General features: G+C 74.5%; 10 protein-coding genes. 5 read left to right on the top strand and 5 right to left on the bottom strand.

The window, feature by feature from the left end:
* Positions 1-5 precede the first annotated feature (5 nt).
* Positions 6-2399, top strand: a complete 2394-nt coding sequence (treY, locus tag OG408_RS31330; protein WP_285566344.1) for a malto-oligosyltrehalose synthase — start codon at positions 6-8, stop codon at positions 2397-2399.
* Here treY and OG408_RS31325 read toward each other — a convergent pair.
* Positions 2359-3378, bottom strand: a complete 1020-nt coding sequence (locus OG408_RS31325; protein ID WP_285566341.1) for a cytochrome P450 — start codon at positions 3376-3378, stop codon at positions 2359-2361. The genes treY and OG408_RS31325 overlap by 41 nt on opposite strands.
* Before the next feature lie 110 nt (positions 3379-3488).
* Positions 3489-4400 (bottom strand): LysR family transcriptional regulator, encoded by a 912-nt coding sequence (locus OG408_RS31320; RefSeq protein ID WP_326673216.1) that lies wholly within the window; start codon positions 4398-4400, stop codon positions 3489-3491.
* A 96-nt stretch (positions 4401-4496) separates the two neighbouring features.
* Here OG408_RS31320 and lpdA point away from each other — a divergent pair, with 96 nt between their 5' ends.
* A complete protein-coding gene (gene lpdA, locus OG408_RS31315) occupies positions 4497-5936 on the top strand; it encodes a dihydrolipoyl dehydrogenase (RefSeq protein ID WP_266784223.1) in 1440 nt (479 codons plus the stop codon).
* Between the two features lie 29 nt (positions 5937-5965).
* Here lpdA and OG408_RS31310 read toward each other — a convergent pair whose 3' ends face one another.
* Positions 5966-6532 carry a DUF1707 and FHA domain-containing protein gene (locus tag OG408_RS31310; protein ID WP_266784221.1) on the bottom strand — a complete coding sequence of 189 codons (567 nt, stop codon included), beginning with the start codon at positions 6530-6532 and terminating at the stop codon, positions 5966-5968.
* Between the two features lie 176 nt (positions 6533-6708).
* Here OG408_RS31310 and OG408_RS31305 point away from each other — a divergent pair, with 176 nt between their 5' ends.
* Entirely contained in the window at positions 6709-7665 is a 957-nt protein-coding gene (locus OG408_RS31305; RefSeq protein ID WP_285566333.1) for a GNAT family N-acetyltransferase, read from the top strand.
* A 15-nt stretch (positions 7666-7680) separates the two neighbouring features.
* Here the strand turns inward: OG408_RS31305 and OG408_RS31300 are convergent, their stop codons facing one another.
* Positions 7681-9036, bottom strand: coding sequence for a GH1 family beta-glucosidase (locus OG408_RS31300; protein WP_326673212.1), 1356 nt, complete (start codon positions 9034-9036; stop codon positions 7681-7683).
* Between the two features lie 164 nt (positions 9037-9200).
* On the opposite strand from OG408_RS31300, the gene treZ reads away from it, so the two are divergent.
* Complete coding sequence (gene treZ, locus OG408_RS31295) at positions 9201-10961, top strand: malto-oligosyltrehalose trehalohydrolase (RefSeq protein WP_326673210.1); 1761 nt, start codon at positions 9201-9203, stop codon at positions 10959-10961.
* Between the two features lie 63 nt (positions 10962-11024).
* On the top strand, positions 11025-11894 hold the full coding sequence (locus OG408_RS31290) for a GNAT family N-acetyltransferase (protein ID WP_266784213.1): 870 nt from the start codon (positions 11025-11027) through the stop codon (positions 11892-11894).
* A 14-nt stretch (positions 11895-11908) separates the two neighbouring features.
* On the opposite strand, the gene OG408_RS31285 is transcribed toward OG408_RS31290, so the two are convergent.
* On the bottom strand, positions 11909-13039 hold the full coding sequence (locus tag OG408_RS31285; protein WP_326673208.1) for an aminopeptidase P family protein: 1131 nt from the start codon (positions 13037-13039) through the stop codon (positions 11909-11911).
* Positions 13040-13091 lie beyond the last annotated feature (52 nt).

Below are 13091 nucleotides of genomic sequence, written 5' to 3'. Positions count from 1 at the left end.
TATCCATGACGCCTTCCGCCACGTACCGGCTCCAGCTCCAGCCGGAGTTCCCGTTCTCGGCCGCCGAGGACGCCGTCCCGTACCTCGCCTCGCTCGGCGTCTCCCATCTGCACCTCTCCCCCGTGCTGGAAGCCGTGCCCGGCTCCCGGCACGGCTACGACGTCGTCGACCACAGCCGGGTCCGCGCCGAGCTGGGCGGCGAGGAGGGGCTGCGCCGGCTGGCGCGCACCGCGCGGGAGCACGGGCTCGGGCTGGTGCTGGACATCGTGCCGAACCACATGGCGGCCGATCCCCGGCACAACCACGCCCTGCGGGAGGTCCTGCGCGAGGGCCCCGGCTCCCCGTACGCCCGCTGGTTCGACATCGACTGGGCGGCGGGCGACGGCCGGGTCCTGCTGCCCGTGCTCGCCGGGCGGCTGGGCGAGGAGATCGGCCGGCTGCGGGTCGACGGGGACGTGCTGCGCTACGGCGAGCAGGAGTTCCCGCTCCGGGCCGGCACCGGCCACCTGGACCTCCCGGAGCTGCTGGACGCCCAGCACTACCGGCTGGGCTGGTGGCGGCTGGCCCGCACCGAGCTGAACTACCGGCGGTTCTTCACCATCTCGGAGCTGATCGGAGTGCGGGTGGAGGACCCCGAGGTGTTCGCGGCCTCCCACGCGAAGATCCTGGAGCTGGTGCGGGACGGGGTCGTGGACGGGCTTCGGATCGACCATCCGGACGGGCTCGCCGACCCGGCCGGCTATCTGGAGCGGCTGTCCGCGGCGAGCGGCGGGGTGTGGACGGTGGTGGAGAAGATCCTCACCGGCCCCGAGCCGCTGCCGGCCGGCTGGGCCGTGGCCGGGACGACGGGGTACGACGCGCTGCACCGGATCGACGGGCTCTTCGTCGACCCGGCGGGCGCGGCCGAACTGCTGGGCCACTACCGGGAGTCCGCCTCCCCGAGCGGCGACCGCGGCGGCTACTGGGCGGCGACCGTGCGCCGGGCCGCGTACCGCGTGGTCACCCATGAGCTGGCCGCCGAGACCGAGCTGCTGACCAGGCTGGCGTCCCGGGTCTGCGCCGAGGACCCCGCGCTGCGCGACCACGCCCCCTGGGCCCTGCGCACGGCCGTGCGCGAACTGCTGGTCCGGGTGCCGGTCTACCGCCCGTACGTGACGGCGGGCAGCCCCTGCTCCGCGACGGCCGAGGCGACGCTGGACGCGGTCGCGGTCAGCGACGCCAAGGCGGCTTTCACGGTGTGGGAGGAGGCGTCGGCGGTCGACGTGGTGCGGGAGCTGGCGCTGGGGCGGCTCGGCGCGGGCGGTGACCGGGCGGCGTTCAGCGCCCGGTTCGCCCAGACCGCGTCCGCGCTGCGGGCCAAGGCGGTCGAGGACACGGCGTACTACCGGTACGTTCCGCTGATCTCGGCGAACGAGGTGGGCGGCGATCCGGGGCGGCCTGCGGTGGCCCCGGAGGAGTTCCACCTCTTCTGCGCACGGCTCGCCCGCGACTGGCCCGCCACCGGGACGGCGCTGACGACTCATGACACCAAGCGCAGCGCCGACGTCCGGGCGGGCATCGCGGTGCTGTCCGAGTGCCCCGGCCCGTGGTCGGAGCTGGTCGGGGAGCTGACGCGGGCGGCTCCGGCCGCCCCCGATCCGCAGCTCGCCTGGGAGGCGTGGCAGACCGCGCTCGGCTGTGTGGGCTTCCCGTCCGGGGAGCAGGCCGCCCGGCTGGAGCCGGCGCTGCTGAAGGCGGTCCGCGAGTCGGGCCTGTTCACGAGCTGGACCGAACCCGATCCGGTGTACGAGCGGGTGGCGACGGGCTTCGTGACCGCGGGCCCGGCCGCCGGCGCCGGTCCGGTGCGGGAGCTGCTGGACGCCTTCGCCGCGGGGCTGGCCCCGCATGTGCGGGCCAATGTGCTGGGGGCGGCGCTGGTGCAGCTGACGATGCCGGGGGTGCCGGATCTCTACCAGGGCACGGAGCGGGAGTATCTGGCGCTGGTCGACCCGGACAACCGGCGGCCGTTCGCCCCGCCCGCCGACGACGCGCCCGCCGACGCGAAGGGCGACCTCACGGTGGCGGCGCTGCGGCTGCGGCGGGAGCGGCCCGAGGTGTTCGGCGAGTCGGGTACGTACGCCCCGCTGGCCGTCTCCGGTCCGGCGGCGGCGCACTGTCTGGCCTTCTCCCGGTCCGGTGAGGCCGTCACCGCGGTGACCCGGCTGTCGTTGCGGCTGGCGGAGTCGGGCGGCTGGCGCGGTACGGAGCTGACGCTGCCGGACGACGGGGTGTGGCGCGATCTGCTGACGCCGGGCCGGAAGTTCTCCGGCGGCGCTGTGCCGGTGGCGGAGCTGTTCGCCGAGCGGCCGGTGGCCCTGCTCATCCGGGCCGGACGAGAAGGGAGCGCGGGCCCCGTGTGAGCAGGCCGGTGGCGGCCGGGCGGAAGCCGTCCGCCCAGCGGAGGGCGGGCATCGCGTCGAGCAGGGCGCGCAGGCCCTGTTCGGCCTCCAGCCGGCCGAGCGCCACGGCGGGGCAGCCCGCAGGGCCGGGCGTGTCGCGGTCCTGGTCGCGGCGGAAGGGGTCGAAGACGTCCGGTGCGGCGAACCGTTCCGGATCGCGGCCTGCCGAGCCGATCAGGCAGGCGACGGGCGCCCGCGCCGGGAGGGTGCCGCCGCTGAGGGTGACCTCGGTGCGGGTGCGGCGCAGCACGATCTGGACGGGCGGGTCGCGGCGCAGCGACTCCGTCCAGGCGCGGCCGGCGAGCGCGGGCTCGATGCGCAGGGCGGCCATCAGGTCGGCGTCGTCCAGCAGGTTGGCGAGGAACGAGGCGAGCGCGGTCTCGCGCAGCCCGGTGTGCCGGGTGCAGGGACCGTCGGCCGCGGTGCGGGTGCCCGCGCCGGTGCCCGAACCGGCGGGCAGCCAGCGGCAGAACTCCTCGACGAGGTCGGCCTGCGGACGTCCGGCGAGGCGCCGCGCCAGCACAAAGGCGGTGCGCTCGACGCGCTCGGCCAGGTGCGGGGGCACCCGGCCGGTCTCCACCGCGTACCGGTCGCGGGGCAGGCAGCGGGCGTTGCCGTGGCAGAGTCCGAGCGGGGCGGGCCCGCCGCGGGGCGCGCCGTCGTGAGGGAAGCCGGCGAACCTCGGGTCGGTGAGCGCGGTGGCCACGTCGTCGTACCGGCTGACCAGCCAGGCGCCCAGCGGCGCGTCGTAGCTGAGCGGGTACTCCTCGCGGAGCACCCGGTAGAGCCGGTACGGGTCGTGGGCGGCGCCCGGCGCGAGGAGGCTGGGGCCGCCGCCGGCCCGGGCCCGGGCGCGGCGGCGCGCGGCCGGGGAGCGGACGGTGCGGCGTTCGGGCGAGGACATCGGGGCCGGTATCTCACCGGGCGCGTCTGCCTGCATGACGTACCCCCGGGGCATCAGGTGCGCCGGTGTGCGGCGCTCTCCCCCTCAGGGGATCACCTGAACGGGCCCCTCGCAGTCGGCGTGCGGCCGTCCGGGTGACAGCGCGGTCACCGTGCGCCGCGGTCCCGGTCCCGGTCGCCGGGTGGCCTGGAGGCGCTGAGCAGCGCCGTGAAGGCGGCGGCCGCGCCGGTCAGCTCGACGCGGGAGAACACGGCGAGCTCCCGGACCCACGGCGGGTCGGCGGTCAGCACCGCGCAGTCCTCGCCGACCGCTCCGCGGACGACGTGCGCGGGGGCCGTGGCGACTCCGACCCCGGCGGCCGCCATCCGTACCGCGGTCGAGGTGTGCTCGGTGCGCACGGCGGTGCGGGGTTCGAATCCGGCCCGGGCGCAGGCCCAGTCCAGGAACGGGCGGCCCTCCACGACCGCCTCCATCGCACACCGCACCCAGGGCCGGTCGGCGAGCTCGTGGAGACGTACGGAGGACCGTCCGGCCAGCGGGTCGTCGAACGGGACGACCAGGACGATGTCCTCCGCACCGATCGGGACGACCGGTCCCGGCCAGTGCCGGGGCGGCGGCCCGACGGCGAGGTCGGCGGTGCCGCGCTCGATCTGTTCCTCCAGGGCGTCGGTGGTGGCGTACTCGTGCAGGACGAGACCGACCCCGGGGTGCGTGCCGCGCCAGCGGGCGAAGACGTCGGGGAGGATGCCGACGGCGATCGCGTGCACGGTGGCGATGTGCAGTTCGCCTCCCTCCGCACCCGCCGCCGCGCGCGCCGCCCGTCGGGCCTGGGCGGCGCTGCGCACGGACCGTTCGGCGTGCGGCAGGAACGCCCGGCCCATCGGGGTCAGCCGGGCACCGCGCGGCAGCCGTTCGAGCAGGGCGCCGCCGGTTTCCCGCTCCAGGGCCTTGATCTGGTGGGACAGCGCGGGCTGGGTGACGTGGAGGCGTTCGGCGGCCCGGGTGAAGGAGGCCTCCTCGACGACCGTGAGGAAGTACTCCATCTGACGCAGGCTCATCGCTCCGCCTTCCGCTCGCTGCCATGAACATCGTGCATCGAACCCACACAAACATTGCCTTGGACTCATGACAAGGGCTGGGCGGAGGCTGAGGACATGACACAGACACAGGTCAAGGGCCGGGCGGAACACATCGACGAGACCGATGTCGTGATCATCGGCGGCGGTACGGGCGGCTATTCGACCGCGCTGCGGGCGGCGGCGCTCGGGCTGGAGGTGGTCCTCGCCGAGCGCGACAAGGTGGGCGGCACCTGTCTGCACCGGGGCTGCATCCCCAGCAAGGCGATGCTGCACGCCGCCGAGCTGGTCGACGGCATCGCGGAGGCACGGGAGCGGTGGGGCGTGAAGGCGAGCCTGGAGTCGGTGGACTGGCAGGCCCTCGTCGCCACCCGCGACGACATCGTGGCCCGCAACCACCGGGGCGTGGAGGGTCATCTGGCCCACGCGGCGGTCGAAGTGGTGCACGGCAGTGCGGAGTTGACCGGCCCGCGCAGTGTCCGGATCGACGGGTACGGAGACGTCACCGCCCGGCGCGGCATCGTGCTCGCGACCGGGTCACGACCGCGGATGCTGCCCGGTCTCGCGGCCGACGGCACGCGCGTGGTCACCAGTGACGACGCCCTGTTCGCACCCGGGCTGCCGGACTCGGTCCTGGTGCTGGGCGGCGGGGCGATCGGGGTGGAGTACGCCTCGCTGCACCGGTCGATGGGGGCGCGGGTCACGCTGGTGGAGGCCGCCGACCGGCTCGTCCCGCTGGAGGACGCGGATGTGTCCCGTCATCTGACCAGGGGTCTGAAGAAGCGCGGGATCGACGTGCGGACAGGGGCCCGGCTGGTGGAGGCCACGGTGCTCGGGGGCGGGGTCCGCGCCACGGTCCGCACCCCGCGCGGCGAGGTCCGCACGGTGGAGGCGGAACGGCTGCTCGTCGCGGTGGGCCGGGTCCCGGTGACGGACGGGCTGGGGCTGGCGGCCGCGGGCCTCGCCCCCGACCGGCGCGGATACGTGGCGCCGGCGGACTGGTCACGGCTGGAGACGGCGGTGCCGGGCATCCATGTGGTCGGGGACCTGCTCCCGCCGCCGTCCCTCGGGCTGGCCCACGCGTCCTTCGCCGAGGGGCTGCTGGTGGCCGAGACGCTGGCCGGCCTCCGTCCGGCGCCGGTGGACTACGCCGCGGTGCCCCGGGTCACGTACTCCGCCCCGCAGACAGCGTCGGTGGGTCTGACCGAGGCGCAGGCCCGCGACGCCGGGCACGAGGTCGCGGTCGGCACGATGCCGCTGACGGCCGTCGCCAAGGGGATGGTGCACGGGCAGGGCGGCATGGTGAAGGTCGTCACGGAGCGGGGCGGCCGGGTCCTCGGTGTGCACCTGGTCGGGCCGCACGTCTCGGAGATGATCGCCGAGAGCCAGCTGATCGTCGGCTGGGACGCCGAACCGTCCGACGTGGCCCGGCACATCCACGCGCACCCGACGCTCTCGGAGGCGGTCGGCGAGGCCTTCCTCACCCTGGCGGGCCGCGGCCTGCACCAGCGGGCGTGAACGCCTTCCCGATCCGGACGGGACAGCCCCTAGGCGGGCGGCCGGAGCGTGGGTGCGGAGAGCCGGAAGGTCATCCGGCCGAAGCTCACCTGGTCGCCCTCGCGCACCGAGACCGTGCCGGTGACGCGCTGGCCGTTGACGCAGGTGCCGTTGGTGGAGCCGAGATCGCGCAGCACCCATCGGCCCGCGTGCGCGGTGAGTTCGGCGTGCATCCGGGAGACCGTCTCGTGGCTGAGGCGGAGTCCGTTGCCCGGGTCGCGGCCGATGCGCAGGGGGTGCGGGCTCGGTGCCGGCAGCAGCAGCTTGGGCAGCCGCTCGGACCGCCACGCCCTGCGTACCCGCTCGGGGAATCCGGAGACCCCGCTGACCACCCGGAACAGCTGCCGCGACCAGCGGCCCTCGCTCTCCAGGTCGGCGGTGAGCGCCTCCAGTTGCTCGGAGCGGTTCGCGGTCAGGGCCAGTTCCATGCGCCGCATGAAGGTGTCGTGCGAGAGCCTGCCCTGTGCCGCGCCCTCCCTGAGCACACCGAGAACACGGTCGCGCTGGGCGTCGGAGAGCCGCGCGGGATACGTGTGGAACTCGGAGGAGGACGTCACACGGCCAATTGTCGGGCCGACGGCCCCGGGGTGTCCAGAACAACCCCGTTTTCCGCCCCTGCTGACCTGCACGGCCCCGGAATACCCGCAGGCGGCGTGCCCGGGTCGTTGCTACTGTCGGCGGCCGTGCCGTCCAGGCGACCGCCGGGACGAGCCCGTATACCTGTGGGGGATCCGTGCCCGGCGCACCACTCGAAACGACCGTCCGCCCGATCACCGGCCCGGAGGAGCTCGATCTCTTCTGCCGGCTGTCCTACGTCCTCGACCACGAGCTCGCCGACGACCTCGCGACGGGCCGCCGCCGTCCGGAGTGGATGTGGGTGGCGCTGCGGGGCGACCGGGTGCTGGCGCGGATCGCCTGGTGGAGCAAGGACGGCAAGGAGCCGCTCTTCCTCGACTTCTTCGACCTGGACGACACCCTGCCCGAGCCCGAACGCGGCGAGGCCGGGCTGCGGCTGCTGGAGGCGGCGACCGCGGCGGTCGTCCCGGCCGGCGCCCCGCGTCCCGAGTACGGGCGTTACGTCCCGCCGGACTGGCGTGAGGACCCGGTGGCCCGTGACGTCGTCGAGGCCCGCATCCGGGTCATGGAACGCACCGGCGCCCGGCTGCTCGTGGAGCGGCTGCGCCTGGAGTGGCGTGCGGGCACTCCCGTGCCCGCCGGCAGCGGACGGCTGCGGTTCCGGCCGGTCGCCGGGCGGGAGGATCTCCTCGCCCTGATGACGCCGGTGATGGAGGGCACCCTCGACGCCCACGGTCAGCAGGACCTGGCGTCCGGGCTCTCGGCGCGCGAGGCGGCGGAGAAGCACTACGACGAGGAGCTCGCCCACTACTCGACGCCGCAGGAGTGGTGGCGCGTCGCCGAACTCCCGGACGGCGAGCCGGCCGGCTTCGTGATCCCGGCCCGCAACAGCTACAACCCGATCATCGCGTACATCGGCGTGGTGCCCGCGCACCGCGGTCACGGCTACATCGACGAACTCCTCGCCGAGGGCACCCGGGTGCTCGCCGGGCAGGAGGGCGTGGAGCGCATCCGGGCCGCGACGGACCTCGGCAACGTGCCGATGGCGAAGTCCTTCGCGCGTCTGGGGTACGTCAACTTCGAGCGCGCCTTCGACATGGTGTGGGACGCCTGACGGAGCCGCCCCGCGTCAGCGCCCGCCGGCGCGCTGCGCCCGGATGACGTCGCGGTACCAGGCGTAGGAGTCCTTGGGCGTGCGGCGCAGCGTCTCGTAGTCGATGTGGACCAGGCCGAAGCGCTTGCTGACCCCCTCGGTCCACTCGACGTTGTCGGTGAGCGACCAGGTGAAGTAGCCGCGTACGTCGACGCCCGCGTCCATGGCCTGCCGCAGCGCCCGGAGGTGGCCGTCGAGGTAGGCGATCCTGCGGGTGTCCGCGGTGGGTTCGTCGACGGCGCAGCCGTTCTCGGTGATGTAGAGCGGGGGCAGCCGGTCGCCGTAGCGGTCGCGCAGCTGGACGAGGGTCTCGCGCAGCCCGTCGGGGACGACCGGCCAGCCGAAGTCGGTCGTCTCGTAGCCCTGGATCTCCCTTATCCCGAAGGGGAGTTCGGCGGGCATCCCGAACCCGGCGAAGCTGTCGGCGGCGTCGGCCCCGGGGGCGCCGACGAGTGTGGGGTTGTAGTAGTTGACCCCGTACCAGTCGAGCGGGGCCGAGATGGTCCGCAGGTCGTCCTCGACCGGGCCGGGCATCAGTGCGGCGAAGTTCTCGTCGGGGTAGCGGCCGGTGAGGAGCGGGTCGGCGAACAGCCAGTTGGTGAGGGTGTCGTACACCTCGGCGGCGAAGCGGTCCTCGTCGGACTCACCGGCGGTCCAGACCGGGGTGTGCGACAGCGCGATGCCGATGCTGCCGGCGCCGGCGGCCCGCAGCGCGCGCACGGCGAGACCGTGGGCCAGGAGCTGGTGGTGGGCGGCGGGCAGCGCGTCGAAGAGGAGGGCGCGGCCCGGCGCGTGCTCGCCGAGCGCGTAGCCGAGCATGGTCACTTCGGCGGGTTCGTTGAGGGTGATCCACATGGGTACGCGGTCGGCGAGCCGTTCCGCGACGATGCCCGCGTACTCGGCGAAGCGGTAGGCCGTGTCCCGGTTGAGCCAGCCGCCCGCCTCGTCCAGCGGGAGCGGGGTGTCCCAGTGGTAGAGGGTGGGGGCCGGGGTGATGCCGTGGGCGCAGAGTTCGTCGACGAGCCGGTCGTAGAAGTCGAGCCCCTGCGGGTTGACCGGTCCGCTGCCGCCGGGGACGACGCGGGGCCAGCTCACCGAGAACCGGAAGGCGTCGGCGCCGAGCCCGGCCAGCAGGGCGACGTCCTCGCGGTAGTGCCGGTGGAAGCCGGTGCCGCGGGTGGTGTCCGTGCCGTCCTTGATGCGCCCGGGCTGCGCGGCGAACGCGTCCCAGCCGGAGGGCCCCTTCCCGTCGGTGTCGGCGGCGCCCTCGGTCTGGAAGGCGGAGGCGGAGGCTCCCCAGAGGAAACCGGGCGGGAAGGGCGGCACGGTCATCTCGGCCTCCACAGCCGTAAGAGGGAGTGCGTAGGACAGAACCTGACAGGGGAATGATCAGGACCAGACCTAATGGCCAGTAACGGGCTCGATCCAGTGTCGCGGGTCGAAGATCGCGCCTTCTGCCGACCATGGGCCGGTACACGGAGACGAGGGAGCGCCACATGTTGTTCGAGGTATGGGCACCGGATGCGGAATCGGCCGTGCTGCGGCTGTCGGGTGAGCCGCGGACCATGGAGCGTGATCCGGGCCGGGCGGGCTGGTGGACCGCGGAGGCCGACGCCGCGGACGGCGACCGTTACGGCTTCGCCCTCGACGGCGGACCGGTGCGCCCCGATCCGCGCTCCCGCCGCCAGCCGGACGGTCCGGACGGCGAGAGCGCGGTGGTCGACCACGGCGGGTACGCGTGGCGGAGCGACTGGACGGGGCGCGGTCTGCCGGGCGCCATCCTGTACGAGCTCCACATCGGTACGTACACCGCCGACGGCACCTTCGACGCGGCGGCGGCGCGGCTGGGGCACCTCGCCGAGCTGGGCGTCACCCATGTGTCGCTGATGCCCGTCTGCCCCTTCCCCGGCGTCCACGGCTGGGGGTACGAGGGGGTGTCGCTGTGGGCGGTGCACGAACCGTACGGCGGGCCGGAGGGGCTGAAGCGCTTCGTCGACGCGGCGCACGGGCTCGGGCTCGCCGTGGTCCTGGACGTGGTCCACAACCACCTGGGCCCGTCCGGCAATTACCTCCCCGCCTTCGGCCCGTACTTCACCGAGACCCACCACACGCCGTGGGGTGCGGCCGTCAATCTGGACGCGCCCGGCTCGGACGAGGTGCGGGCCTTCCTGCTGGGCAGCGCGCTCGCCTGGCTGCGCGACTACCGGCTGGACGGACTGCGGCTCGACGCGGTCCACGCCCTGGCCGACACCCGGGCGCTCACCTTCCTGGAGGAGCTGTCGACCGCGGCCGACGCGCTCTCGGCGGAGCTGGGCCGCCCGCTCTCCCTCATCGCCGAGTCCGATCTCTGCGACCCGCGCACGACCACTCCGCGCGAGTCCGGCGGCATCGGTCTGCACGCCCAGTGGAACGACGACTTCCACCACTGTCTGCACACCGCGCTGACCGGCGAGTCCCAGGGTTACTACGCGGACTTCGCGGCCGCCCCGCTGGCCGGTCTCGCCAAGACCATGACCAGCGCCTTCTTCCACGACGGCACGTACTCCAGCTTCCGGGGCCGTACGCACGGCCGGCCGGTCGACGTCACCCGCAGCGCCGCCCACCGCTTCGTCGGCTACGCCCAGACCCATGACCAGATCGGCAACCGGGCGCTCGGCGACCGGCTGGCCGGCTCCCTCTCCCCCGGTCTGCTGGCCTGTGCGGCGGCGCTCGTGCTGACCGGCCCGTTCACCCCGATGCTGTTCATGGGCGAGGAGTGGGGCGCACGGACCCCCTGGCAGTTCTTCACCGACCACACCGATCCGGAGCTCGCCGAGGCCGTCCGCACGGGCAGACGGCGGGAGTTCGGGGCGCACGGCTGGGCCGAGGAGGACATCCCGGACCCGCAGGACCCGGCCACCCGGGACCGTTCCTGTCTGGACTGGAGCGAGCCCGAGCGCGAACCGCACGCCCGTCTGCACGCCTGGTACCGCGAACTGATCGCCCTGCGCCACGCGCTGCCCGACCTCTGCGACCCGGATCTGGCGACGGTGCGGACGGCGTTCGACGACGGGGCACGCTGGCTGGCGTTCCGCCGGGGCGATCTGCGGGTCGCGGTCAACCTCGACGAGAAGCCGGCCACGATCCCGCTCGGCGGCGGCCGGCACCGCGGCGGCGGGGGCCGGGTGCTGGCCGCCTGGCTGCCCGTCGACCCGCCCGGTGCGGACGGGGCGCTGCATCTGCCGCCGGAGTCGTGCGTGGTGCTGGCCGACGACTGACCGCCCGCGCCCTCGCCCGCAAATCAGGTGCGGCCGGGAGCCGCCGTGGTGTGTCATCGGGGGATGGTGACGACGATGCCGGACGCGCCGGGAGCCGGCCGGCTGGCCGAGGCCGTGGGCGTGCTGCGGGAGTGGCAGGACGACGGGGCGCCGATGCAACTGCATCCGGGGGACCTGGGCTGGTTCTGGCGGGCCGGGCCGGAGGCGACCGCCGCGGCGGTCCGGACGTGGAGCGGGGACGGCCGGATCCTCGCCGTCGGGCTGCTGGACGGCCCCGGTCTCCTGCGGCTCACGATCGCGCCGGACGCCCGCCAGGACGAGGCACTGGCACGGCAGGTGGTCGCGGACGCGACCGATCCGGCGCGCGGTGTGCTGCCCGCGGGGAGGGCGAACATCGAGGCGCCGGCGGATGCGCTGGTCCAGGAGCTGCTGGCCGGGGAGGGCTGGGGCACCGACGAGCCGTGGACGCCGCTGAGCCGCGACCTCACCGAGCCGGTGCGCGACCCGGGTGTGCGGATCGAGGTGACCGGGCCGGAGCGGGCCCACGTGTACACCGCGGTGCACCGGGCGGCCTTCGCCGGTTCGCGGTGCACGGACGAGAGCTGGCACGCGATGGCGGCCGGACTGCCGTACGCGGAGGCCAGGTCCCTGGTCGCGTACGACGGCCGGGGCGACGCGGTGGCGGCGGTGACGGTGTGGTCGGCGGGGCCGGGCAGGCCCGGGCTGCTCGAACCGATGGGCGTGCACCGGGACCACCGCCGCCGCGGCCACGGTGAGGCGATCACCGTCGCCGCGGCCGCCGCGCTCAGGGAACTGGGCTCGTCCAGCGCGCTCGTGTGCACCCCCACCGCCAACCCGGGCGCCGTCGCCACCTACGAGGCGGCGGGCTTCCGGCGGCGCCCCGAGGTCCGGGACCGCTGCCGGGAGGCGTAGGGGCGGGGGCGGTGCTACTCGACGATCGCCAGTTCGCGCGCGGTGGCGTTGAGGCGCCGGCCGCCGTCCTCGGTGACGGTCACGATGTCCTCGATCCGGACGCCGAAGCGGCCCGGCAGATAGATGCCGGGCTCCACGGAGAAGCACATGCCGGGCACGAGCGGCAGCTCCTCGCCCTCGATCATGTACGGGGGTTCGTGGGTGGTGACACCGATGCCGTGGCCGGTGCGGTGGATGAAGCGTTCCCCGTAGCCGAACTCGGTGATGACGGCGCGGGCCGCCCGGTCGATCTCCTGGCAGGCGACGCCGGGCCGCACGGCCTTGCAGCCCGCCTCCTGAGCCTCCCGCACGATGTCGTGGACCCGCTGTTCCTCGGGCGTGGGCTCGCCGACGTGGACCGTACGGGAGGTGTCGGAGCCGTAACCGTGCTTGAGGCCGCCGAAGTCGAGCACGACCATGTCGCCCCGCTCGATGGTGCGGTCACCCGCCTCGTGGTGCGGGTTGGCGCCGTTCGGTCCGGAGCCGACCACGGTGAAGTCGACCTGGGAGTGGCCGGACTCGGTGAGCAGCCGGGCCAGGTCGGCGGCCACGTCGGTCTCCCTGCGGCCGGAGAACCGGACCTTCAGGATCTCCTCGTACGTGGCGTCGGCGGCGGCCCCGGCGGCGGCGAGCCGGTCCAGCTCATGGCTGTCCTTGACGGCGCGCAGCATCGGCAGGACCTCGGTGAGCGAGGCGTACGAGGTGCCGGGCAACAGCTGCTGGAGGCCGAGCAGATGCATCGCCCAGGCGTTGTCGCTGATCCCGAACCGGCCCTTCGCGTCGAGCAGCGGCGCGGTGACGGCGTACGGGTCCTTGCCGTCGGTCCAGTCGCGCAGGGTCAGGGCGGGTGCCCCGACGGCCTTCTCCGCGTCGGCGGCCTCCAGCGTCGGCACGACCAGGACCGGGTCCTGACCGGCGGTCAGGACGAGGACCGTGAGGCGTTCGGTGATGGCGGTGGGCTGGTAGCCGGTCAGGTGGACGAGGTCGGGTCCCGGTGCGACCAGGACGCCCGCGAGTCCGGCGGCCGCGGCGCTCTCGGCGGCGCGCGTCATCCGGGCCCGGTAGTCGTCGGCGGTGAACGGCACGGGCTGGTTCGGGCTGGACATGCGGGACCTCCTGGCGGCGCGGAACGGCTCTCTGCATCCTGCCCGTCCGGGC

Source organism: Streptomyces sp. NBC_01257 (genome assembly GCF_035917255.1).
Classification (GTDB): Bacteria; Actinomycetota; Actinomycetes; order Streptomycetales; family Streptomycetaceae; genus Streptomyces.
This window is presented reverse-complemented; position numbering and strand designations above follow the sequence as displayed.